Origin of the sequence: Enterococcus massiliensis (assembly GCF_001050095.1) — a bacterium.
Classification (GTDB): Bacteria; Bacillota; Bacilli; order Lactobacillales; family Enterococcaceae; genus Enterococcus_C; species Enterococcus_C songbeiensis.
The window spans coordinates 1,207,861-1,231,074 of sequence record NZ_CVRN01000007.1; the positions used below are offsets into that span (position 1 = coordinate 1,207,861).

At 40.6% G+C, this 23,214-nt stretch carries 24 protein-coding genes; 17 read left to right on the forward strand and 7 right to left on the reverse strand.

Annotation, left to right across the window (positions count from 1 at the left end):
• The first annotated feature begins 3 nt into the window (after positions 1–3).
• From aroA to BN1875_RS13140, 16 genes are all read left to right on the forward strand, one after another.
• Positions 4–1,290 (forward strand): 3-phosphoshikimate 1-carboxyvinyltransferase, encoded by a 1,287-nt coding sequence (aroA, locus tag BN1875_RS13065; protein WP_048605252.1) that lies wholly within the window; start codon positions 4–6, stop codon positions 1,288–1,290.
• 1 nt (position 1,291) lies between these two features.
• Positions 1,292–1,801 carry a shikimate kinase gene (locus BN1875_RS13070; protein ID WP_048605253.1) on the forward strand — a complete coding sequence of 170 codons (510 nt, stop codon included), beginning with the start codon at positions 1,292–1,294 and terminating at the stop codon, positions 1,799–1,801.
• Positions 1,798–2,628 (forward strand): prephenate dehydratase, encoded by an 831-nt coding sequence (gene pheA / locus BN1875_RS13075; RefSeq protein WP_048605254.1) that lies wholly within the window; start codon positions 1,798–1,800, stop codon positions 2,626–2,628. The genes BN1875_RS13070 and pheA overlap by 4 nt, the downstream gene beginning before the upstream one ends.
• 103 nt (positions 2,629–2,731) lie before the next feature.
• On the forward strand, positions 2,732–3,865 hold the full coding sequence (locus BN1875_RS13080; protein WP_048605255.1) for an LCP family protein: 1,134 nt from the start codon (positions 2,732–2,734) through the stop codon (positions 3,863–3,865).
• Positions 3,866–3,947: 82 nt separating this feature from the next.
• Complete coding sequence (locus BN1875_RS13085; protein ID WP_048605256.1) at positions 3,948–4,796, forward strand: DegV family protein; 849 nt, start codon at positions 3,948–3,950, stop codon at positions 4,794–4,796.
• A gap of 197 nt (positions 4,797–4,993) precedes the next feature.
• On the forward strand, positions 4,994–5,473 hold the full coding sequence (locus BN1875_RS13090; RefSeq protein ID WP_048605257.1) for a DUF6530 family protein: 480 nt from the start codon (positions 4,994–4,996) through the stop codon (positions 5,471–5,473).
• 12 nt (positions 5,474–5,485) lie between these two features.
• Positions 5,486–7,711: an AAA family ATPase gene (locus BN1875_RS13095; protein WP_048605258.1), complete on the forward strand. Its 2,226-nt coding sequence runs from the start codon at positions 5,486–5,488 to the stop codon at positions 7,709–7,711.
• Positions 7,712–7,769: 58 nt separating this feature from the next.
• The gene (locus tag BN1875_RS13100) at positions 7,770–8,366 is read left to right on the forward strand and encodes a hypothetical protein (protein ID WP_048605259.1); all 597 of its coding nucleotides are present in this window, start codon (positions 7,770–7,772) and stop codon (positions 8,364–8,366) included.
• A gap of 45 nt (positions 8,367–8,411) precedes the next feature.
• On the forward strand, positions 8,412–9,218 hold the full coding sequence (gene proC / locus BN1875_RS13105; RefSeq protein ID WP_048605260.1) for a pyrroline-5-carboxylate reductase: 807 nt from the start codon (positions 8,412–8,414) through the stop codon (positions 9,216–9,218).
• A gap of 18 nt (positions 9,219–9,236) precedes the next feature.
• On the forward strand, positions 9,237–10,424 hold the full coding sequence (iadA, locus tag BN1875_RS13110) for a beta-aspartyl-peptidase (protein WP_048605261.1): 1,188 nt from the start codon (positions 9,237–9,239) through the stop codon (positions 10,422–10,424).
• Between the two features lie 116 nt (positions 10,425–10,540).
• The gene (locus tag BN1875_RS13115; protein WP_048605262.1) at positions 10,541–11,587 is read left to right on the forward strand and encodes a bifunctional glycosyltransferase family 2/GtrA family protein; all 1,047 of its coding nucleotides are present in this window, start codon (positions 10,541–10,543) and stop codon (positions 11,585–11,587) included.
• Entirely contained in the window at positions 11,584–12,504 is a 921-nt protein-coding gene (locus BN1875_RS13120; protein WP_048605263.1) for a phosphodiester glycosidase family protein, read from the forward strand. The genes BN1875_RS13115 and BN1875_RS13120 overlap by 4 nt, the downstream gene beginning before the upstream one ends.
• 10 nt (positions 12,505–12,514) lie before the next feature.
• Complete coding sequence (locus BN1875_RS13125; protein ID WP_048605264.1) at positions 12,515–12,889, forward strand: hypothetical protein; 375 nt, start codon at positions 12,515–12,517, stop codon at positions 12,887–12,889.
• Positions 12,890–13,009: 120 nt separating this feature from the next.
• Positions 13,010–13,735 (forward strand): polyphosphate polymerase domain-containing protein, encoded by a 726-nt coding sequence (locus tag BN1875_RS13130; protein ID WP_048605265.1) that lies wholly within the window; start codon positions 13,010–13,012, stop codon positions 13,733–13,735.
• On the forward strand, positions 13,725–14,399 hold the full coding sequence (locus BN1875_RS13135; protein WP_048605266.1) for a DUF4956 domain-containing protein: 675 nt from the start codon (positions 13,725–13,727) through the stop codon (positions 14,397–14,399). The genes BN1875_RS13130 and BN1875_RS13135 overlap by 11 nt, the downstream gene beginning before the upstream one ends.
• Before the next feature lie 12 nt (positions 14,400–14,411).
• A complete protein-coding gene (locus BN1875_RS13140; RefSeq protein ID WP_048605267.1) occupies positions 14,412–16,268 on the forward strand; it encodes a carbohydrate-binding domain-containing protein in 1,857 nt (618 codons plus the stop codon).
• A gap of 85 nt (positions 16,269–16,353) precedes the next feature.
• Here the strand turns inward: BN1875_RS13140 and BN1875_RS13145 are convergent, their stop codons facing one another.
• Complete coding sequence (locus tag BN1875_RS13145; protein WP_048605268.1) at positions 16,354–16,602, reverse strand: type II toxin-antitoxin system RelB/DinJ family antitoxin; 249 nt, start codon at positions 16,600–16,602, stop codon at positions 16,354–16,356.
• A gap of 163 nt (positions 16,603–16,765) precedes the next feature.
• Between BN1875_RS13145 and BN1875_RS13150 the strand changes: the two genes are divergently transcribed.
• Positions 16,766–17,548, forward strand: a complete 783-nt coding sequence (locus BN1875_RS13150) for an MBL fold metallo-hydrolase (protein ID WP_048605269.1) — start codon at positions 16,766–16,768, stop codon at positions 17,546–17,548.
• A gap of 98 nt (positions 17,549–17,646) precedes the next feature.
• On the opposite strand, the gene BN1875_RS13155 is transcribed toward BN1875_RS13150, so the two are convergent.
• The 6 genes from BN1875_RS13155 to BN1875_RS13180 all read right to left on the reverse strand — a co-directional run bounded on the left by BN1875_RS13155 (position 17,647) and on the right by BN1875_RS13180 (position 22,989).
• Positions 17,647–18,054, reverse strand: coding sequence for a type II toxin-antitoxin system death-on-curing family toxin (locus tag BN1875_RS13155; RefSeq protein WP_048605270.1), 408 nt, complete (start codon positions 18,052–18,054; stop codon positions 17,647–17,649).
• Positions 18,051–18,290 carry an AbrB/MazE/SpoVT family DNA-binding domain-containing protein gene (locus BN1875_RS13160; protein ID WP_048605271.1) on the reverse strand — a complete coding sequence of 80 codons (240 nt, stop codon included), beginning with the start codon at positions 18,288–18,290 and terminating at the stop codon, positions 18,051–18,053. Before BN1875_RS13160 ends, BN1875_RS13155 begins: the two co-directional genes overlap by 4 nt.
• A gap of 697 nt (positions 18,291–18,987) precedes the next feature.
• Complete coding sequence (locus BN1875_RS13165) at positions 18,988–19,494, reverse strand: hypothetical protein (RefSeq protein WP_048605272.1); 507 nt, start codon at positions 19,492–19,494, stop codon at positions 18,988–18,990.
• Positions 19,495–19,496: 2 nt separating this feature from the next.
• Entirely contained in the window at positions 19,497–20,345 is an 849-nt protein-coding gene (locus BN1875_RS13170) for a sce7725 family protein (RefSeq protein WP_048605273.1), read from the reverse strand.
• A 6-nt stretch (positions 20,346–20,351) separates the two neighbouring features.
• Positions 20,352–21,014: a hypothetical protein gene (locus tag BN1875_RS13175; protein WP_048605274.1), complete on the reverse strand. Its 663-nt coding sequence runs from the start codon at positions 21,012–21,014 to the stop codon at positions 20,352–20,354.
• 91 nt (positions 21,015–21,105) lie between these two features.
• The gene (locus BN1875_RS13180; RefSeq protein WP_048605275.1) at positions 21,106–22,989 is read right to left on the reverse strand and encodes an endonuclease MutS2; all 1,884 of its coding nucleotides are present in this window, start codon (positions 22,987–22,989) and stop codon (positions 21,106–21,108) included.
• Between the last annotated feature and the right edge of the window lie 225 nt (positions 22,990–23,214).

The window sequence follows — 23,214 nt, forward strand, 5'->3', positions numbered from 1 at the left end:
AAAATGAAATTAGTGGAAAATAATCACGGACTAAAAGGAACGTTGACGATTCCGGCGGATAAGTCAATCTCTCACCGCAGTATTATGTTTGGTGCTTTAGCAAACGGAACAACAACGATCAGAAATTTTTTGCGGGGGGAGGACTGTTTAAGTACCCTTCATGCCTTTCGACAACTAGGTGTAAAAATCGAAGATGATGGTGAAATCATCACCGTTCATGGACAAGGTTTTTCTGGATTAAAAGCTGCAGATGCACCAATTAATATTGGAAATTCCGGCACAACGATCCGATTGATGATGGGGATTTTAGCCGGTCAACCCTTCAAGACCCAGCTTTATGGGGATAGTTCTTTAAACAAACGGCCAATGAATCGGGTGATGCTTCCTTTGCGCGAAATGGGTGGACGCCTTCATGGGGATGAAGAAACCGAATTTCCTCCCATTACGATTGATGGTGTGGTAGATTTGACTCCGATTCATTACGAAATGCCGGTTGCCAGCGCTCAGGTCAAATCAGCGATTCTTTTTGCAGCAATGCAGGCAAAAGGAACCTCAACGATTCTCGAAAAAGAACTTTCCCGCAACCATACGGAAGAAATGATTCGTCAATTTGGCGGTTCCATCTCCGTTAGAGGAAAAGAAATTATGATTACCGGACCACAACAGTTTACCGGTCAAGCGCTCACTGTCCCAGGTGACATTTCTTCCGCCGCTTTCTTTTTGGCTGCTGGTGTTTTGGTACCAAACAGTCAGCTGCTTTTGAAAAATGTTGGCATCAATCCCACGCGAACAGGAATTTTGGATGTTTTACAGGCAATGGGTGCGGTGATCGAACAAACCAACGAAGATTCCCACAATCAAGCAGCAGATTTAACAGTTCGTTTCAGCTCTTTAACTGCCACAACGATTGAAGGAGAGATTATTCCTAGATTGATTGACGAATTACCAATTATTGCATTACTAGCTACTCAGGCAAAAGGAACCACAATCATTAAGGATGCGGAAGAATTAAAGGTCAAAGAAACCAACCGGATCGATGCAACTGCCGAGGAATTGAAAAAAATGGGTGCTGATATCCAGCCAACAGAAGACGGCTTGATTATCCATGGACCCACGCCTTTACACGCTGCCAGTGTTTCCAGTCGCGGAGATCATCGAATCGGAATGATGTTGCAGATCGCGGCGTTATTAGTAGATGAACCTTGTGAATTGGAAGACGCAGAAGCGGTAGCCATTTCTTATCCACAATTTTTCCAAGATGTAGCCGACTTGGTGACAGGAGGGAAATAAATTGTCTAGTATTATTTTAATTGGCTTCATGGGTGCGGGAAAATCAACAATTGGTCGGCGGTTGGCTCGGCGTCTATCAAAGGAATTGATTGATCTTGATGCGCAAATCGTGGAAGCCATCCACATGCCCATCGCAGATTATTTCGATCAATTTGGCGAAGCAGCCTTTCGAGAACAGGAAACTGCTATTTTAGCAGAGCTAGCCACAAAAGATGGAATTTTAGCAACCGGCGGCGGAATTGTTTTACGTCCAGAAAATCGCACACTCCTAAAACAGCAGCCCGCTGTCATTTACTTGACTGCCGACACGCAGATCTTGATTGAACGAATCCAACAAGATACAGAAAATATTCGACCGTTAGCAGAAAATAAACAACCTGCAGAAATCGCGGCAATTTTAGACCAGCGGATTGCTTTTTACGAAGAAAGTGCCGGGCATATTCTCGATACGACAAATAAGACACCAGAGGAAATCGTTTCAGAGATTATTGAAAGGCTGGGTGACCTATGAAAGTCGGTTATTTAGGACCAGAAAGCTCCTTTACACATCAAGCCGCAAGAAAACAATTTTCAACGAATTTATTTGCCTATGCCTCAATTCCTGCGTGTTTGAAGGCCTTGTTGAAGGATGAAGTAGATTTAGCCATTGTTCCTATCGAAAATTCTTTGGAAGGTTCGGTCCATCATACGATTGATCTGCTTTCCCATGAACCAGAGCTGCAGGTGAAAAATGAAGTCGTTTTGCCAATCAAGCAGCAATTTCTGATTCATCCTTTTCTTGATGGCAAAGAAATCAAAAAAATCTTGTCTCATCCTCAAGCGTTAGCTCAGTCACAACTTTTTTTAGAAGAGAACTATCCGGAGGTTGAGTTGGTTCCCATGCCTTCCACTACGGCTGCAGCAGAATATGTAGCAAATCATCCCAAAGAAAGCGTTGCGGCAATCGCCTCGGAAGAAACGGCCGCTTATTTTAACTTGAAGATTCTTTATGGAAATATCCAAGACAACGATCTCAATCAAACGCGATTTTGGCTGTTGGGAAAACCGACCACTCACTTTTTAGAAGAAACACCTTCAAAGATGAGTTTGGTCTTAACCTTGCCTGCGAATCAGCCGGGAATGCTCCATAAAATGTTGGCGGCTTTCGGCTGGCGGGAAATCAATTTAAGTAAAATCGAATCCCGACCATTAAAAACCAGTTTGGGAGAATATTTCTTCGTGATTGATTTACTGTTGGATCGCCCCTATGAACTGATCGACAACGCCATCACCGAAATCGAATTGTTAGGGGGCAAAGTCCAAAATCTGGGCGGCTATCCCGTAAAATGTTTTGATTAGGCTAAAAAGGCTAAGAACTTCTTAAATTTTTTAGGAAGTTCTTTCTTTATTTTTATGCTAAGGTATCCTTAAAACGAGAGTGAAGAAATTTGGAGGATCGTTTATGAGTCGAATGGACCGCTACAAGCATATTCATGAAGAATCAGAAGAAAAGAAAAATATTTTTGCCCGAAAAGAGATTCATCATCAAGAAACGGAGCAGGTATTCCCCCCTGAACAAGAGGAATGGGAGGAGCCGGTTTACCAAGAAAGACCTCAAACCCAGCCTTCCTTTGCTAAAGACAAAAACAAAAAGAAAACCAAATTACCCAAAGCACCAAAACAGGGTAAAAAACCAAAACGCAAGCGCAAGCACCCCATTCTTAGTTTTTTATTGAAACTTATTTTAATTCTAGCCATTTATTCAGGGGTTGCTTTTGCTGCGGGGAAGATGGTTGCCAGCAACGACGATTCTGTTACACAAGAAACCGAGACCTTTAACGGTTTTGCTTCTTCTGACGGATCAAATAATATTTTACTGCTAGGTAGTGATAGCCGTGAGGGGGAAAACGCTCGTTCGGACTCCATCATGGTACTGCAATTGGATGGTCCCAGCAAAAAACCAAAACTCCTTTCCTTTATGCGGGATACCTATGTCGATATTCCCGGCGTTGGGCAGAATAAATTGAATGCCGCCTATGCCTATGGCGGGGCAGAGCTCGTGCGTAAAACACTTTCTCAAAATTTTGGAATTGACTGTAAATATTACACGATGGTCGATTTCAAAACCTTTGAAAAAGTAATCGATACGTTATTTCCTAGCGGTGTTCAAATTGATGCAGAAAAAGATATGAGCAAAAATATCGAAGTTGCCATCAAAAAAGGACCTCAAAAAATGGATGGTCTGACCTTGCTGCAATACGCACGTTTCCGAATGGATGAAGAAGGAGATTTCGGTCGTGTTCGCAGACAGCAACAGGTGATGAACGGCATCTTTAGTGAATTGAAAAATCCTTTGGCGATTGCAAAACTGCCTTACGCCGCAGGAAAAGTTATGGGGTATGCGGCAACTGATCTGCCGATGAGCTTTTTACTAAAAAATACGTTATCCATGGCAAAAGGAGCCGGCGGAATCGATCGTTTGACCGTTCCTGTTGATGATTCTTGGAGTTATGGTAATACTTGGGAAGCCGGCAGTGTCTTAGTTATCGACCAAGACATGAATAAAAAAGCAATCACAGAGTTTTTAGCGAAATAAGTACCGATTTCTAGTTTGAATGAACTTTCATTTATGCTATATTTATTATGTCGCTTGAAAATTCTTGAAACGAGGAAGTTAGATGAAGTTAGCAATTGTAACTGACAGTTCAGCCTATCTGCCTGAGCCGGTCCGTAGTCACCAAGACCTGTACATCATTCCGATTCCCGTAATCATCGATGGTAAGATTTATAACGAAGGAATCGATATTGAAGCAGATGCTTATTATGATTTATTGAAAAACAGCAAAGAATTTCCCACTACCTCTCAGCCAGCTTTAGGTGAGGTGATGGGTTTGTATGAATCCCTGAAAGACAAGGGCTATGATACGATTTTAAGTATTCATTTGTCCGGTGGAATCTCAGGTTTTGTTTCTACTCTTCATGGAATCAAAGAAGACATTGAAGGGGTCACGATCCTCCCTTATGATTCAAAAATTACCAGTATGCCGATGGGTCACATGGTAGAATCTGCCTTGCAAATGAATGAGGAACAAAAATCATTAGAAGAAATCGTCGCGCATTTGGATTTGATTCGTGACAATACCTATGCCTACATGATCGTTGATGATTTAAATAATCTCGTTCGCGGGGGACGTTTAACCAACGGGGCGGCATTGATCGGTGGACTCTTGAAAATCAAACCAGTCCTGACCTTTGATCAAGGAAAAATCGTCTTGTTTGAAAAAATCCGTTCTAGTAAAAAAGCTTTTAATCGGGCAGAAGAAATTATTGGACAACGAGATCAGGAAATCACTGGCACCACTAAATTTTACGTGATTCATGCCAACAATTTAACGGTTGCCGAAGAAGAGAAAAAACGGCTACAGGAAAAATATCCAGAAGCTACGATTGAAATCGGTCATTTTGGTCCGGTCATCGGCACCCATCTAGGTGAAAAAGCGATTGGAATCGCAATTTCTGCGCAATAATTTTTTTAATTTATGAAGTGAAAGTAACCGGCAGCACCGCCTCGTAATGAGGGGTGCTGTTTTTTTTGAACAGATTAGTTGTAAGGTGGACAGGCTTCTTTTATACTCTAGTAAAGCAGTAATTTAGTAAATTACTAAAAACTGTCCTTCCTTCGTTTTCAAAAAAAATTAGCGGAAGGATAGAAGGAGTGAAAAAAATGAAAATACCAACAAATTTAAAACATAAACCCGTGATCGTGGTGGAAGACTACGATAAGGTAGATGGGAAAAATGCCCTAAATACCGATGCAAAAGGTCTTTCTCTTGGCTTAGCACAATGGAATGATCGAGGAAAGGTCGAAATTTCTGGAAAAGTTTGGCGTCATACCGGTGAAAAATGGTCGCGACAATCCGAAGAATTGCCTATCACGCGAATTCTGGATTTAGCGATTTTAGTCAGTCAAGCAAGTCTTTATTTTCAAGATGCGTATCGTCATGAAAAATTTTACGATCCCGAAAATCCACTGATTGATATCATCGGTCTGCAAGGCAACCGAATGACAGTCGAGGTGGATACTGACAATCCAATGATTGATGAAGATATTCTTTTATATTATGATACTTTACAAAAAGACGGCGAATTAATCGGTGAGCGTTTCAAAATTTTAAAACGGTTATTAGATGATTTAGGTTATTAAGGGGTGAAAAAAATGAATAGTCCCTACGAAGTAACAGCGGACCGGCTCTTTTCAAAGTTAGAAAAACAAATGATTTGGCAGAAACCTGAAAGTCATCAGGATAGTGAAGAGGAATTACGGATTGCTTCTGAAATCAAAGAAAATTGGCACGATCCCGAAATGAAAATTTTCAACGTATTGTTGGAAGGCGATGCCGGTTCTGGAAAAACCCAACTAGCAAAGGCTCTGTCTTTTGATTTACAACTTCCCTATACCAAGGTCACTTGTTTTGCGGATATGGATAAATCCGATGTTTTTGGGGCTTTACTGCCGATTGTGGCGACAGATGATGCGTTAGATGGTGAACTGTTGGAAGCAATTTATCAAACGGAACGTCTGGAAGATTTATTGCAGCTGATTCAAACCTATTATCAATTAACTCCCAGCGCTGCACGAGAAAAGTTGGCTGCATTGATTGAACGAATAGATAAGCAAGACAGCCAAGAAGTGGTTCACTATAAATTCTATCCTTCAGAAATTGTGCGTGCCCTAGAAAAAGGCTATTTGCTGGAAATTCAAGAACCGACTGTGATTCGTGATGCTTCGGTTTTGGTCGCTTTAAATTCCGCATTGGAACACCACGGTATGCTGAATCTGCCAACAGGTATGGTTCGTCGCCATGAGGACTGTGTTATCGTGATTACTACAAATCGCAATTATCAGGGAAATCGACCTTTGAATGAATCTTTGCGAGATCGGATGCAGCACGCTGAAAAAATGGATTTACCAGCAATCGAGGTTATGGTTCAACGCGGCAAAGCAAAAACCGGATATGGAGATGAAGCGATATTAACTAAAATGGCAGAAATCGTTCGGTTATTAGATACGACAGCAAAAGCGAATGCCATCAAAGGGGTGGCCGGAATGCGTTCTTATTTTTACTGGGTGCATACCCTTGTTCAAGACCAAGATCCCTTACAAACCATTTATCCGAAAGTACTGTATAAAGTAACGACAGACCCAAATGAGTTGACTCTTTTGCAAAATGCGTTAGCAGAAAGCGAATTATTGGATCAGCTAAGACAATTACTCACGAGTCAACCGTTAATAAAGTATAAAAAAGAAGCCGTTCGGGGACGGAAAATTTCTCAAGAAGAAGCCGATCAACGAAATATTCCAGAATCTGAAGAAACTGAAGCAGCGTCTCAACTTACTTCAACACCTTTGACAGAAACAGAAGACGAAAAAAATTTGTCGACTCCGGAAAAACAACCGAATCTTGCTGATGATACGAAGCGAACAGATACCGATGGAAAAAGTGAGTCAGGAAGCGAAAGTAGCGAAGAATCATTTTCCGAAAGCACCAGTTCCGTGGATAAAATTGATGAAAAGCAATTTCAAAAAACACTGAACAAGGAAGCTCGGAGTCTTTTAAAAGAAACGAGCCACGGAAAAGAAGGGTTAATCATCCATCGTCCTAAAAGTTCGATCCACAATCAAGAAAAAGCCCGCCAATTAACCGGCAGCGTGTTGTCGATTGTAGAGCCCCTTGTAAAACAAATTCAAGAAATACTGGAAAATGAAGAAACTACAACTTACCAAAAGGGGAAATATATGGGTACCCGGTTTGATGCAAGCCGCGTTGCTTATGGTGATTATCGGACATTCGACAAAAAGCAACCCCCTCATGAGGTTCCCTCATTAGCTTTAGCTCTGCGTATTGACGAGTCCGGTTCTATGATTCGCGAAGATCGAATAACCACTGCACTGACCGCTGCAATTGCAGTAACAGAATTCGCACGACAGTTGAAACTTCCATTAATGATTTATGGTGATACGGCGGATCTTTCTGCACGAGAAAAAACGTCCATATATTCTTATAAAGAATTTGAGGATTCCTTTGATGGCGTTGCAGGAAAATTAGTTAGCATGAAGGCTCGCCAGAACAATCGCGATGGTGTACCACTAAAATTGTTGAGCGACAAGCTGGTCCAACAAACAGCGACAACCAAGTTGGTCATTTCCATCAGTGATGGGCAGCCAAAAGCTCTGCCGGATTATACCGGTAAAAAAGCAATTCTTGATATCCAAAACGTCGTCAAAGAATATGAGCGGCAGGGAATCCGATATCTTGCAGCGGCAATCGGCGAAGACAAAGAAAAAATCAAAGAAATTTATGGTGAACATCGTTTCCTAGATATTTCTGATCTTAAGTCTTTTCCTGAACAGTTGATTCAATTGATTGCTCGATATATTTAACGATATTTATTTTATGTAAACTAAAAATGCGTTTACTAATTAAGAAAGGCTGAATCCTGTGAAAAAGATTCTCGTAGATGTAAAACAACTGCTTTCTTTGGAACAAACTTGGTTTACACGAGATCTAACTCTTGGTTTTTTGTATCTTATGTTGTTTTTGTTCCGTCGCAGTGCCGGCTTTCTCACTACTTGGCAAGGGTTGGAAGAAACGCTGGGTTTATTTAGTCCCAACCAAACTGGGGCAGCATCCTATTTGCTCTTTATTGATTTGCTGCGGGGAGGGGCATATATTTTATTGTTTGCCTTTTTTCTTGGAATTTTGTTTTTTGAAGGATACCGCGTCCTATTCCGTCAGCAACAACGACTGGAATTCTTCGAGGTTAGTCAAAAATTTCCCTATCTTTCCTTGTTTTTTATTTTTATCCGTTCATTGTTGCTGGGTGGATTGGCAATTTTTCTAGCACAACTTCTGACGCAACGATTCTTAACCAATCTGGGAAATTTGACCAATTTAAAAGATGCAGTGCTGGCTTATCCCCTCAATAATTTTCCAGATTGGCTGCTTTTAGCTGCCGTTGGTTTGGCTGAACTTACCGGAGAAGTAAAAATGCAGTTTTTTCCATCAAAAAAGACGCAGACATTGATTATCAAGTAGAAAATTTTATGGTAGGCTTTTAATAGAGAAGAGGAGTGGATCATTATGAAAAAAATCGGTTTTATTGGCGCCGGAAATATGGCACGAGCAATCATCGAAGGCTTGATTCAAGCGAAGCTTTATTCTGCAAATGAAATTTTAGTCTATAACCATCGCTATGAACCGACTTTAGCCAAGCTAGTAACAGATTTACAAATTACCCCGATAAAACAGCGGGAAGATTTAGCAAAACAGGCAGAAATCATAGTACTAGCAGTTAAGCCACATTTGATTTTGGAACAATTAACTGCCATCAAAAAAGAGGTCGCAGAAAAAATTATTGTTTCGATTGCGGCGGGTGTGACCATTAAACAAATGGAAGATGTACTCGGAAAGGAACAAAAAATCGTACGGGTCATGCCAAATACACCTGCTTTAGTTGGAGCAGGTATGTCCTCCGTTTCAGTCAACGGTTTGGTCACAGAACAAGATGCACAGGAAATTTTGACACTATTTTCTAGTTTTGGGCGCGCAGAATTACTGGATGAATCTTTGATTCCAGCAGTTATCGGTGTCAGTGGTTCTTCACCCGCCTATACCTACATGTTTATCGAGGCTTTGGCAGATGGCGGTGTGCTGGAAGGCTTGCCTCGATCGGTTGCCTACGAATTAGCAGCACAGGCAGTTTTTGGGGCGGCAAAGATGTTGCTGGATACCCGCAAGCATCCTGGAGAACTTAAAGATATGGTTACTTCTCCCGGTGGAACAACGATTGCTGCGGTCAAGGAATTAGAAGATAAACAACTGCGTTCAGCAGTCATCAATGCGGTTCATATTGCCGCAGCAAAAGATCGTGAGCTAAGCAATCATTAATTAAGACGGAGGTCAAATATGTTATTAATACGTCAGGCAAATGTTTACACCCCAGATTTTATCGGTAAAAAAGATCTTTTGGTCAGCAATCAAAAAATCATCAAAATTGCAGACCAGATCACAACGGATTTATCAGAATTTGCTGTCACGGAAATCGACGGAAGAGGAAAAGCCGCTGTTCCCGGATTTATCGATTGTCATTTCCATATTCTTGGCGGGGGCGGAGAAGGCGGTTTTCAAAACCGAACACCGGAAGTTACCCTTAGTCAATTGACAACAGCCGGCGTGACGACGGTCGTTGGGTGTTTAGGCACCGATGGAGAAGGACGTGACATGGTAGCCTTGATCAGCAAAGCAAGAGGCTTGGAAGCAGAAGGTATCACAACCTTCGTCTATGAAGGCTCCTATCGTTTGCCGGTCAAAACTGTCAGTAATTCTCTCATTCGTGACTTTTTGACTATTGATAAAGTCATCGGGATTGGTGAAATCGCCATTTCTGATCATCGTTCCTCACAACCTTCCTTTGAGGAATTCACCCGTGCTGTGGCGGACGCCCGAGTAGGGGGCATGTTATCAGGAAAAGCCGGAATCATCAATGTTCATCTAGGAGGCGGTAAACGAAAATTGGAATTGATTGAACGCACAATTGCGGAAACAGAAATTCCCATTACTCAATTTTTACCCACCCATGCGAATCGGACGGAGGAACTCTTTGAAGCTTGTCTGCAATTCGCCAAAAAAGGTGGCGTGATTGATTTTACCGCCAGTGAAGATCCTGATTTCTGGGAGAAAACCGATGGTGAGATTCGTTTTAGTAAAGGTCTGAAACGGTTACTGGCAGAAGGAATTTCTTTAGACAACTTTACAATGACCTCTGACGGTCAAGGAAGCTTGCCGTATTTCAATGAAAAAAATGAATTGATTGGCTTGGGAATTGGTAGTTCGAAGGCGCTTATGGTAGGAATCAAAGAAGCGGTGCAAGTGGAAAATATTCCGTTGGAGACCGCACTGAGAGCAATTACCATCAATCCGGCAAACCTATTGAAATTGACTGATAAAGGACAGCTTCAAGAAGGATTTGACGGAGATATTTGTCTGTTGGACGAAGAAACATTAGCCGTTGAAACGGTTATCGCTAAAGGACAAGTAATGGTAGAAAACCAAACGGTCAAAGTTTGGGGAACCTTTGAACAAACGATTGGATAAACAAAAAGCAAAAAGGTCGCGGGTGAAATAATCCGCGGCTTTTTTTGCTTTTAAGGGCTTCTTAAGGTTGCTGCGTAAAATAAAAGACAATCTAAGAAAAGCGCAGGTGAAGAACCATGAAACCGATTCTATTAATACCAATCTATGAACCGACGAAAAAAACCGTCCTTTTTATCAACGAATTGATTCGAGAAATTTCCAGTGAGCTGGTCATTGTTGACGATGGTAGCGGCGGGGCATACAGGATGGTTTTTGATCAAATGCGTCACCCGCGGATTCATTTTATCAGTTATCCTTACAACAAGGGCAAAGGACACGCACTTAAAACCGGCTTACGCTATATTTTTGGTTCCTTTCCAGAGGCTGTCGGTATCGTTACAGCGGATGGAGACGGACAGCACAGTATTGCCGACATTCAGCGCCTATTGAAAGAAGTACCTCAATTGAGACCCCGCGAAATTTTATTGGGCGTTCGCACTTTTTCATATAAGGAAACACCTTTTCGTAGTTTTTTCGGCAATCGGCTGACCAGCGGCTTTTATTTTCTTGCATCCGGAATTCGTCTGCAGGACACTCAAACTGGTTTACGGGGCTTTTCTTTTGCCAGTATCCCGGATCTCGTAAGAATTTCCGGTGAACGCTTTGAATATGAGATTAACCAACTTTTGGAATTACCTATGGAAAACTACCAAATTAAAACACTGTCCATCGAAACGATTTATGAAGACAAGAACAAGCAATCTCATTTTCGTCCGTTGCAGGATTCGTTTCTCGTTTATCAACCTTTACTGAGGTTTCTTTTTTCATCTGTTACGTCATCTTTTGTTGACCTAAGTCTCTTTTACGGATTAGTGCTACTATTTGGCAGTGAGAATCCACAAACGCTGTTAGTTGCAACCTTGATTGCCCGCTTATTATCAGGACTGTATAACTACCGGATTAATCGACAATTCGTTTTCCAAAAACAAAAAGACACGCATTCCTTCTTTAAATATGGAATTTTATTTACCGCACAGCTCTTTTTTAGCTGGTTAGGGGTATCCACCTTGTCTATTTTTATTGGATCAATTTTATTTTGCAAATTAATTGTCGATATCACCCTGTTTTTTGCCAGTTTTGCTATTCAACGCCGCTTAGTTTTTAAAGGAGGGGAAAGGGAATGAAGCATTTTTTCAAAAAACCATTTTTGTGGGCGAGTATCTATGGCTTACTTCTTTCCGGCAGTGCCGCCTATATTTTATTAAAAACTTTCGTCTTACCGGAAGTCATTGCGGTGACCGTCACAACTGAAAGTTCCAGTACTAGCACCAGTAACACAGAAAGCACAACGGACTCCAGTCGTGAAGCAACGATCACTGATACAAGTTATCAAGACGAAAATATTCAAATAACCATTACTTCCGAACGGGTAAATGACACAACCGTCTACTTGGCAGATGTACAAGTCAGTGATTCCAGCTATCTCAAAACTGCTCTGGCCAATAATGCCTATGGCCGCAACATCAAGGAAACAACTTCGGCGATGGCTGAGGAAAATCAAGCGATTTTGGCAATCAATGGGGATTACTATGGTTTTCGAGACACCGGCTATGTTTTACGCAACGGTACGCTTTATCGAGACACTCAAAGTGAGGATGCCGACAAACAAGATCTGGTAATTGATGAAAACGGGAATTTTTCAATCATCAAAGAAGCCGATACGACTGCTCAAGAATTGGTCGATGCAGGAGCGCAACAAGTATTGTCTTTTGGCCCTTCCTTGGTAGAAAGCGGGGAAGTTGTTGTGGATGAAAACGATGAAGTTTCTCAATCTATGGGCAGCAATCCCAGAACTGCTATCGCTCAAGTGGGAGAAAATCATTATTTATTGGTAGTTTCAGAAGGACGAACCGATGACAGTGCCGGACTGAGTTTAAGCCAATTGGCTGAAGTCTTGCAAAAGCATGGTGCACAGACTGCTTATAACCTTGATGGCGGTGGGTCGACCACCATGTATTTCAACGGAGAAGTTGTCAATCAAACCGTTGGCGGCACTGGTAACTCGGAACGTTCTGTCAGCGATATTTTGTATATCGGTTAGGAGGAACAACATGAATCGAAAAAAAACAATTTACACCTACCTTGCAATCACCGGCTTTCTTTTTCTTTTTCAACTTATTTACCATTCCTTTGGTCACGGCATCATCTCATCCTCGTTGCAATGGGTCTGGCTGGTACCTCTTATCGGTGGGAGTGGAGTGATTCTTTTTTCAAAAATTTTAGGAACCTTAAAAAATCGCTTTGCGTTTAATCTGTATAATTCTGGTTTAGCCAGTTACGTTGTTGGGATGATTCTAAAAGGCATTTTGGAAATCTCCGGTGCAACTTCTAACTACCTTTTTCTTTACACCGCAGTAGGAACGGTGCTACTGGGAATCAGCCTTTTTCTTTTTATTGGTAATCGACTAATGAACACAGAATTTTAAGTTTATCCTCCTATTAAGCTAGCTTTAAGTTAGCTTCGTTAAAGTTATCCCATCGTAAGAACAAAGCAATCAGCTTTTTGACTGACGGTGAAAAATCTCAAGAATCAGGAGGAGACAGCTATGAAATTAAAAAAGGTGTTCCAACGTAAAGAAACCAAATATTTATTGACTCGTGGACAATTTGAACCATTTTTTCAAGAATTGACTAAACAAATGGAAGTGGACGAATTCGGCAAACACACAATTTTATCTTTATATTTTGATACGACAGATTTTCAATTTATTCAAAAATCAATGGAAAAACCTAAATACAAAGAAAAATTCCGAGTCCGCAGTTATGGCGTACCTCAGGAAGACTGCCTCGTCTTTCTGGAAATCAAGAAAAAGGTCAAAGGCATTGTGTACAAACGGCGCTTGCCCATTTCCTACAGCGAGTATTGCCAGTGGTTGGCTACCGGCAAATTTACTACAAATGGCGCCTCACAAATTGCACAAGAAATTACGTGGCTGTTTTCCCGCCACGCTGATTTACAACCAAAAACCTTGATAGCCTACGATCGACTGTCACTTTTTGGAAAAGAAGAGGAAGATTTTCGGGTAACTTTTGATCAAAACATCCGCTACCGCACACAGGAATTAGTTTTAGAAAAAGGCAGCAACGGTGAATTGGTTGCACCAGAAATCGATGTTTTGATGGAAGTAAAAGCGCTAGGAGCTTACCCAATCTGGTTTGTGGAATTGTTGAACAACTACGGAGTTCGCAAAGGGAGTTTTTCAAAATACGCAGAGACCTTTAAACGTCATTTATTTGTAAGAAACAAGGAGGAAATCACACATGTTGTCTAGTTTATTCGAATCCGGTACCAGTATCCAGTGGAGTGATCTGCTGATTTGTATTCTTGTCTCACTTGCCTTAGGCCTGTTAGTGGCTCGCGTGCATATGGTCCGCAATGTTTATACCAAAAGCTTTGTCGTAACACTGGCAGTTTTGCCGGTTTTAGTACAATCCGTGATTATGCTGGTCAACGGGAATCTAGGAACCGGTCTGGCAGTTGTCGGAGCCTTCAGTCTGATTCGCTTTCGTTCCGTTGCCGGCGGGTCCAGGGAGATCACCAGTATTTTCTGGTCAATGGGAATTGGGATTGCCACCGGGATGGGGTATGTCATCTATAGTGTGATTTTTTCTTGTATCGTTGCTGTATTCTTGATTCTTTTGCATCTCTTTCCTTTTGGAGATCGTTCAAAAGTTGCAGAACGAGAATTAAAAGTAACCATTCCGGAAGATTTGGATTATCCTGATTTATTCAATGATATTTTTGAAACCTATACTTACAGCAATAAATTAAATTCAGTTCGGACAACCACCATGGGCAGTCTTTATGAATTACGCTATATCTTACTGTTAAAAGATGAAAAAAAAGAAAAAGAATTAATTGATGCAGTTCGGATTCGCAATGGTAATCTACCAGTAGTACTGGGAAAAGTTGCGACAAATCGCGATGAATTGTAGAAAGGAGCCACTATGAAAAAGAAACTAATTTATTCCTTACTGCTTTCAAGTTTGATTTTGACGGCTTGCTCGCAACAATCTACTTCAGACAGTTCGGCAACAGAAATCACTTCTACCAGCAATAGTTCTTCAACGACAGCTGCGGTCAGTACAAAAACAACAGAGTATTACGGCAATTACGAAGAAGAGGATCTCGTTACCGACTATGATGAAGCTTCCGCAACCAAGATCACTTTATCCGACGATTCGACGGTTGACGGAGAAGGCGTAACAGTTGAGGATCAAACCGTAACCATTACCAAAGCCGGTACCTACGTAATCAGCGGCTCTTTAAGCAATGGTCAGTTGGTTGTCAGTGCCGGAAAAGAAGACAAGGTTCGTTTGATTTTCGAGGATGTCTCAATCACCAATAGCGGCGGACCGGCAGTAACTATTCAAAGTGCGGAAAAAGTTATCACTACATTGGTCAAAGGTACTACAACTACTTTAAAAGATGGATCTGACTATCAATTAGCAGCAGATGAAACAGAACCGGATGCTACTTTTTACAGTAAAGAAGATTTAGTAATCAATGGTGAAGGAACATTAAACGTTGAAGGTAATTACAGCAATGGCATTCGCAGCAAGGATGATCTTGTTTTAATTTCCGGTACCTATACGATTACTGCAAAAAATAATGCGTTGAAAGGAAAAGATGCGGTCTCCATTCGTGACGGGGAATATACTTTAACGACTACAGAAGGAGACGCTATCCAAGCCAACAACACGGAAGATACCTCGAAGGGTTACATTGCCATTGATGGTGGAACCTTTACGATTTCCAGTGGTCGTGATGGCATTCAAGCAGAAACCAATGTCAGCATCCAAAATGCCGAGATGTCCATCAAAACAGCAGATGGTGCAGCAAGCCAATCTCTTTCAACAGAAGAAAGCTATAAAGGCCTCAAAGCCGGCAGTAAGATTCTCGTATCCAGTGGTACGTACACGATTGACAGTGCAGATGATGCCCTTCACAGTAATGATACAGCAGAAATCACCGGGGGCGAATTCACGATTGCAACCGGTGATGACGGTATCCATGCGGACAATGAATTAACCATTAGTGATGGAACCCTCGCAATCAGCGAATCCTACGAAGGAATCGAAGCCAGTGTGATCGCAATCAGCGGCGGAGATATTCAAGTCACTGCCAGTGATGATGGCTTGAACGCAGGTGGTGGTAGTGATACGGATGAAGGAACCGGACAATTCGGTGCGGATTCCTTTGGCGGTGGCGGTGCTGGTGGGGATCAAGCAGATGACAGCAAGAGTCTGACCATCAGTGGTGGAACCTTAGCCGTCAATGCAGAAGGAGATGGTCTTGATAGCAATGGAAATATCACCATGTCTGGAGGAACAGTCACTGTTGACGGACCAACCAACGGCGGAAATGGCGCATTGGATTATGGTGGAACCTTTGATTTGTCAGGAGGTACGTTGATTGCTGCCGGCAGTTCAGGTATGGCACAAAATATCAGTGACAGCTCCACCCAAGCAGCAGTCGGAATTTATTTTGACAGTTCACAAGCTGCTAACACCCTTGTAAGTATTGTTGACAGTGATGGAAATACCGTTGTAACATTTAAACCAAGTAAAACTTATCAATTCGTGGCCATTTCAACACCTGAAATGACGCAAGGAAAAACCTATACCATCGTTAGCGGTGGCTCCACGGATGCACAGGATACAAATGGGCTGTATGAAACAGGAACGGAAACCAACGGAGATGAACTGGGCTCCTTTGAATTATCTGATATCGTAACAAACGTTTCCCAATCAGGTGAAATGGTTTCTGGTAGCCAAATGGGCGGCGGACCAGGCGGACATTAAGACTAAAAAAGCGACTCTCATGTGTGATGAGGGTCGCTTTTAGTCATATTTATAATAATTTTTGATAAAGCGAGTCAATGCTTGCTTATCTCTCAATGTCAATTGACCGGCTTTTTTCACTTTCAGCCGCATTCATCAGCTCAAGATTGATTTTTTCTTCTTTCGTCAAAGCAAGAGAAAAGGGGACTTCACCTTGCGCTTCAACCCGTTTGTAGAGTGCTGTAATCAAGGTCGTTTGATTCAAGCCTAACGAATCCAAAACGGCCTCTACATTGTTCGCAAGATTTCGATCGATATTTACTTGAATTTTCTTTTTCCGCTCTTTTGTTTCCATATCAATCACCTCGTAGTGCTATTATACTACCAGTAGGAGTGAATAACAACTTTCAGGAGTCCAATGTATTTTTTATTTATCCAAAAAAATGAATTTAACAGGAAATTTTATATAATCTGACTGGTACTAACGTTATACTTTAGTTAAAAGGAGGAGAAGGAGCATGCATCAAGAGGATTGGTTTACTGTTACCAAATTAAATGAGGATACTTTTGCTATTAGTGAGTATGGGCACTGGGAAAAGGTTCACTCATTTTTGCTGATTGGAAAAACAAGCGCTGTACTGATCGATACCGGACTTGGAATCAGCAACATAAAGGAAGTAGTCTCCACACTGACTGATAAAGAAATTCTCGTACTGACAACTCATGTTCACACCGATCATATTGGCTCCCACGGTGAATTCAGTGAAATTGCTGTTCACGAAAAAGATGCTGATTGGATGGTTCATGGGATACAAGGACTAACCATCGAACAAATCAGAAAAGATATTGCCAGAGATATTACAAAACCAACGCCTAAAAACTTTGATCCGAAAAATTACCGCCCGTTTACAGGAAAACCAAGCATTTTGCTAAAAGATAATGATGTCATTTCTCTTGGAGATCGAGAGTTGCGAATTCTGCATACGCCGGGACATTCACCAGGACACATTTCTATTTTGGACGAGAAGCATCGCTTTTTATTCACTGGTGATTTATTGTACGATCAAACACCGATTTATGCATTTTATCCTTCGACAAATCCTGCAGACCTAGTAGATTCACTTGCCAGAATTTCGAAGCTGACTAACATCAGCAAAGTTTTTGGTTCTCACAATACATTGGGATTAAATCCAACGCTATTGATTGAAGCCGGACACGCTGCTAAATATTTGAGAAATCATCACTTGGATCATTTTGGTACAGGAATTCATGTGTTTAATGGATTTTCGATTAGGTTTTGATGGATTGGGGTTTGAGACGGAAGATTATATAAAAAAAGAAAGAGAGCTGCATCAACAACTCTGCCATTTCAAGAGTGACGGTTTGCTAAGTTGATTCTTTATCCTCGTTTCACTTTACCAGATGTTTCAAGGTAATTTGAAACGGACATCTTGAGTTCATCGAAATTCTGATTGCTGGTAGTAATGTTTACTATGAAGTCTACAGCCTCTTTTTGTGTGAAAGAAGTGGAGCAATCATTAATCATCAAAAAAGTGATCATTGCAACAAGGGCTGTTCGTTTATTCCCGTTATGAAAAGGATGCTTTTTTGCCAAGTTTATCGCTAATATTGCCGCCTTATCATAGAGGGTGGGATATAATTCTTCTCCGAATACGACTTGTTGTGGCTGATTTACCGCCATATCTAATGCAGCTGCATCCTTAATTCCTATCATTTCACCTTTTGAAACTTCGGTGATCACTTTTGCATTAATTTTTACAATGTCTTTGACTGTTAAAAATCTCATAGATCAACTAAATCCTTGATTGCTTGGTTGTATTGTTCCATCACGGAATCAACGATGGCGTCAACATTCACTTCCTCAGCGGCTTTTACCATTCTAACGGAACCATCGCTTTCAAAAATATAACTAATTGATCCTCCAGTATTTACTTGTAGCCAGTTTTTAACTTCTGGTGGTACGGTTGTTACATCACTATTTCCAGATTTCCGAACTTTATACTTCTTAGTTTCATTTTTCATAGTATATACACCTCCGATAGTATATACATAATTATAGTAGATACAGAGTGAAATGTAAATACAGACACACTTTTGTCTAGTTTTAAAATCATGAAGTTGACTAATATAGAAGAGATATCTAAGCTTGTATAAATATATTGGTGTGTAGATGATAACGGGATGGAGCAGGTTGTTGTGACATTTTATAGTGATGGAAGATGGGCAGCAGCAACTAAAAAAGGAAGAGAAAACGGCGAAAGAAAATATCTAAAATGTTGTTGGCTATCTTTGAGTGATTGATAACCGCAACTAAAATACAATTGCTTCGTAAGTATGTCTAAAAAGAACTCTGGAAAAATTTATACCATATCCCAAAAATGAAAAATTTTTCTAAAGATATGTAATGCACTAATTGACCGATAAGTAAATATTTGATTATAACTTAATAAGTTTTACATTAAATAACATTATATAGTTCCAATGTAGAGCTTGGTAGGGGGTAAATCATTACTAAATTTGGTCAAAAAAAGACCTTTTACTTTTAAAAAATCTACTTAGAACTTTGTATAATATATATTATGTAAACTAAAATATAAAAATTTAACAGCCCTCACTTAGATTCAGCTTTTTACTCGTTTCCCCCTCTTTTAAACCGTAATTATCTTCATTGATAGACGATAATCCTATTTTTATCCAAAAAATATTTTTTTCAAACAAATTAGCTTTTCTTAAATGTTCCAGCTAAAATAAAACGTTCTTGTGAATCAAAAATGTGTTTGTCATCACAAATATAGCCTCTAAGCCAATTGATACCATCAACTTTGCGAAGATAAAATCCTTTGGGAAATTCAACAGCATCATTCAAAATCTCGGATACTACTGTCACCGCAGCGTCTGGTGTTTTGTGGGTTGTTTTCAGCCCGTGACTGTTTGTTTGGATAAAATCTGTCAGACGTAAAAACGGTGCTACATCAACAGAACAGACTTTTAATCCAAATTTTTTCGCTCCGTCAATCATTTCTGATAAGGTTGCACCATGTTCAAAACCCAACTCAAACAAAGTAATTTCAGTTAAATCAACAATTTGAGCTTCTTTAGTAACTTCAAATAAGTCACTATTCAGCAATTTCTCACCAATCGGATTGATCAGGATATGTCTTTCCTTCAATTGTTGCAACAAGTCTTCTTTGGTAATTCCACCGATTGTTACTTTCAGTGCTTTCATACTTATTCCTCCTTTAAAAACTGATTCATCACTTCTAAATGATGCATGATTGATGCTTTACGGATAATTCCCATTCCAGGAAATTTACGTTGTGCAGCAGCAGTAAGCAAAAGTTGCAACCCGGTTGTTTGTTTAATCGTGGACCAATGAGCAATTTCTTCCATGATTGCTAGGAATTTTTCTTTTTGACTAGGCAATTCTGCCGGTGAAAGAAAATGGTGAATCCGCAATGCTTCATTAGAAAAATAGACCAAATGAATACAAATTTCCGGTGATGGATAGCTCTTTTCATAGTAAATGCGACTATCCAAAGAAAAATCACTAAACCCGCTGAAGCCTCTTTTTTTATAGTTCAAATGTGTCGTAGAGAAAATTTCATCTGAACATTCCCCATAAAACTGATTTCGCGGCAAACGAGTAAAGACGTCCTCTGAAAGAATCAAATCGCCAGTTACCTTTTGTAATAAGCGAAATTCCGGAGGCACTAAAACAGCTCTTTGATTGGATTTCCAATCGCTTTCCAGCGCCGGCATTGCCCGTTGGAGCACTAACATTCCAGCTCTCTTTTCTAATGTTTCTAAAGGTTGATCTAAAATTTGGCCCCGATGCGTGGTCATCATCTGCAATGTTTCATAGCCAGAAGCGGTCAAAAAATCCCCCGCTTGCGGATTCTCAATCAATGTAAATGGTTGGTTGACAGCTTCAAATTGCAGAATCACCATTTTTAGCGCAGCTGAATTTTTAACCGGTTCAATAATTGGATGGATTTTTTCTGATAATAAATTTTGTTCTGACAACTCACGTAAAGCAATCAGATCAAATTGTTTTCCACGAAAGTAAGGATAATACATAGTGTTTCAGTCCTTTTCTAATAAGCGGGCTTCTAAATCAAAATACGCCTGCCTCGTTGCTTCTAATTCTTCTTTCAGGGCTTCAATTGCCTGTGCCTGAGTTTCTTCAATAAAACGGTCGTAGTAATTGACACCGCCGCCAAAGAGATCATATTCTGGTTGGCGTTTTTTTAATTCTTCATAGAGCTGGTCGGTGGAAAAAACACGCAAACCACGAGCAGTGCGCTTTGCCTTCCCTACTTCCCTTGCCTGTGACGAAATCAAACGATACAACAAGGCATTCTCAGCAACCGTCAACTCTTGACGTCGAGGTTTCTTTTCAATCGTAAAATAGCCAGGAACCTCTTCTTGATCGATGTATGCGTGATAAACCATCACACCGATAGCAGGCGGTATCTCCTCTTGAACAGCTGCATAAAGAGCTTCTGGCAAAACAAAATAATTATAATGACCAATAAAGGATAATTTTGCTTTGGAACGAAAATCGGCTTTTGATACTTTCAATTCAAAACACCGCCATTCGAAATTTTCTTCTACTAAACGACAGCTTAGAGTATCCACGATTCCTTGATCTTCCGGCATCGTCACTTCTTCAACCACGACTTCGCCATTTTCACGACAATAATAATACAATGTTTCTTCCATTTGCAGAGTTAATGGTGTTTTCATATTCTTCCCTACCTTTTGTTCTACTATAAAACATATGTTCGTTTTTGTGAAGTCCAAAAGAAAAAGAACCGGGAAAATTCCCGATTCCTTGCTATTTCTGCTGGCGTTTTTCAGCGAGTTTTCTCAACTTCTTGTGGGCTTTTTTTGAACCACGTTCAATATCACGAATAAATTTTTGTTCATGATAATCGGTAAACAAACTGTCGAGATCATAGTTTTCAGGATACAACTTATCGTAAGAAGTAATCAGCTTTAGGCGTTGGAGTGGTAATTCTAACATTTCACCATTGTACATCAAAGCATTTTGATCCTGATAGTCATAAAAAATGCCATAGCCGTGATCTGTAGTAAATACCCGATCGCCTTTATGAAATTTGGGTGTTTCCTTTTTAGCGAATGACACTTTTTTTGAAGAAGTAAAACGGTGCTTCTGAGTACCATACTCTTTTCCCGATAAATAGTCTTTCGCTTTTGTGATGACCTCTGGCTCGATTCTCATCTTCTCTGCAATCCAAAAGGCATTACTGTCTCCGACTTGATTCATCATCAATTGATATTTCGGTGTCAAAGTCGCAGCGTCGAACGCCATTGCTGCGGTGATAAAGTCTTCGTGGGCCAATGCAAAATCCTTAATCTCGCCATAATGGGTCGTTGCAATGACAATAGCCCCTTTTTGATACATAGCTTCCATCAAGGCGATTCCCAAAGCAGCCCCTTCTTTCGGCTCTGTTCCACTCCCAATCTCATCCAATAAAATCAAGGCGTGTTTCTTAGTATGAGCCAAAATATGCGAAACATTTTGCATATGCCCAGAAAAAGTACTCAATGCATTTTCAAGACTTTGTTGATCGCCAATATCGATAAAGAGATCACTAAAGATTGGAATCGATGATTTACCACTATTTTCTACGAACAAACCAAACATCGTCATCAGAGAAGTTAAGGCAATTGTTTTTAAGACAATTGTTTTTCCACCGGCATTCGGTCCGGTGATAATCAATCCGCGAGCATCTTTTCCAATCGTGACTGACAAAGGAACCGCCTCTGTTCCTAACAGTGGGTGTTTTACCTGATCCAAGAAAAGAAAATCCTCATCATTCACCGTGACCGGCGCACCATTGATGGAACGGCTGAACTTTCCACGGGCAAAAATCAAATCTAATTCCATCACGATTTCTTTGCAGGCACTAATCTGCGGCATTTCTTCTGCGATCAACCCTGTCAGGAATGCCAAAATTTGGTACACTTCAGCAACTTCTTCTGCCTTTGCCAACAGGAGTTCATCATTTAACTTTCTTACCGCCTCTGGTTCAATAAAGACTGTCGTTCCCTTATTTGACCGTTCAATGATCTGTCCTTTGATTTTTGATTGAAATTCACTTTTTACAGGTAATGTGTAGCGATCATTTTTAACTAAAACCATTCGTTCCTGCAAATAAGCTTGGGTCGTGCCACTCTTTAAAAATTTATTGAAGGCTTTTTCAATGTCTCCTTCAAGCTTTTGGATTCTTCCCCGAATTTTTCGTAAAGCTCGGGAGCTTTCTGATTTCACGCGATTACCGGCAATCATTCCGGTAATATTCTCGGTAATTTTTTCAAAGTCTGTCAGCATGCTGCTATATTTAAAAAGCGTTGGCAATTGAAATTGATTCTTTTCAAAAAGCTGTCTGATTAGACGAAAGGAGCGCAAAAAATCACTGTACTCCACCAATTCATTGGCTTCTAAAATCATGCCCTTCTCAATCTTGTTCGTCATTTGACGGATCTGTTTCATTCCCATGAAAGGAACGTGTTGACCAGAAGCCAACAGCAACATGGCCTCTTTTGTTTCTATTAAACGTTTCTCGACGGTAGTCAGAACGGTAGACGGTTGCTTATCTATCAACAACGATTTCGCTTCATCACTGATAGCGAATTTGATTACTTCTTCTTTGATTTTTGTAAATTCAGTCTCTTTGTATACTTTTGTGTCCATGTTTGATTCCTTTCCCCCATGAACACCTGCCAGGGCTGCTAAAACTCGTTAAATTAAAAAAGGCGATAGGATTCACCTATCACCGTAGTCAGCTTATCTTCATTGACAGGTATCTATAGGCATGCCAAATAAACATCGAAATTTGTCTATCTGGATTCAATTGCTTGATTAGATACCTAGCACACTCACAAAACATTCCTCTTTCTCTAACGAGTCTTCATAAGG

Coding starts and splice junctions, on each gene's coding strand:
- aroA (WP_048605252.1), top strand. CDS start 4: ATGAAATTAGTGGAAAATAATCACGGACTAAAAGGAACGTTGACGATT.
- pheA (WP_048605254.1), top strand. CDS start 1,798: ATGAAAGTCGGTTATTTAGGACCAGAAAGCTCCTTTACACATCAAGCC.
- BN1875_RS13080 (WP_048605255.1), top strand. CDS start 2,732: ATGAGTCGAATGGACCGCTACAAGCATATTCATGAAGAATCAGAAGAA.
- BN1875_RS13085 (WP_048605256.1), top strand. CDS start 3,948: ATGAAGTTAGCAATTGTAACTGACAGTTCAGCCTATCTGCCTGAGCCG.
- BN1875_RS13090 (WP_048605257.1), top strand. CDS start 4,994: ATGAAAATACCAACAAATTTAAAACATAAACCCGTGATCGTGGTGGAA.
- BN1875_RS13095 (WP_048605258.1), top strand. CDS start 5,486: ATGAATAGTCCCTACGAAGTAACAGCGGACCGGCTCTTTTCAAAGTTA.
- proC (WP_048605260.1), top strand. CDS start 8,412: ATGAAAAAAATCGGTTTTATTGGCGCCGGAAATATGGCACGAGCAATC.
- iadA (WP_048605261.1), top strand. CDS start 9,237: ATGTTATTAATACGTCAGGCAAATGTTTACACCCCAGATTTTATCGGT.
- BN1875_RS13115 (WP_048605262.1), top strand. CDS start 10,541: ATGAAACCGATTCTATTAATACCAATCTATGAACCGACGAAAAAAACC.
- BN1875_RS13120 (WP_048605263.1), top strand. CDS start 11,584: ATGAAGCATTTTTTCAAAAAACCATTTTTGTGGGCGAGTATCTATGGC.
- BN1875_RS13125 (WP_048605264.1), top strand. CDS start 12,515: ATGAATCGAAAAAAAACAATTTACACCTACCTTGCAATCACCGGCTTT.
- BN1875_RS13130 (WP_048605265.1), top strand. CDS start 13,010: ATGAAATTAAAAAAGGTGTTCCAACGTAAAGAAACCAAATATTTATTG.
- BN1875_RS13135 (WP_048605266.1), top strand. CDS start 13,725: ATGTTGTCTAGTTTATTCGAATCCGGTACCAGTATCCAGTGGAGTGAT.
- BN1875_RS13140 (WP_048605267.1), top strand. CDS start 14,412: ATGAAAAAGAAACTAATTTATTCCTTACTGCTTTCAAGTTTGATTTTG.
- BN1875_RS13145 (WP_048605268.1), bottom strand. CDS start 16,602: ATGGAAACAAAAGAGCGGAAAAAGAAAATTCAAGTAAATATCGATCGA.
- BN1875_RS13150 (WP_048605269.1), top strand. CDS start 16,766: ATGCATCAAGAGGATTGGTTTACTGTTACCAAATTAAATGAGGATACT.
- BN1875_RS13155 (WP_048605270.1), bottom strand. CDS start 18,054: ATGAGATTTTTAACAGTCAAAGACATTGTAAAAATTAATGCAAAAGTG.
- BN1875_RS13160 (WP_048605271.1), bottom strand. CDS start 18,290: ATGAAAAATGAAACTAAGAAGTATAAAGTTCGGAAATCTGGAAATAGT.
- BN1875_RS13165 (WP_048605272.1), bottom strand. CDS start 19,494: ATGAAAGCACTGAAAGTAACAATCGGTGGAATTACCAAAGAAGACTTG.
- BN1875_RS13170 (WP_048605273.1), bottom strand. CDS start 20,345: ATGTATTATCCTTACTTTCGTGGAAAACAATTTGATCTGATTGCTTTA.
- BN1875_RS13175 (WP_048605274.1), bottom strand. CDS start 21,014: ATGAAAACACCATTAACTCTGCAAATGGAAGAAACATTGTATTATTAT.
- BN1875_RS13180 (WP_048605275.1), bottom strand. CDS start 22,989: ATGGACACAAAAGTATACAAAGAGACTGAATTTACAAAAATCAAAGAA.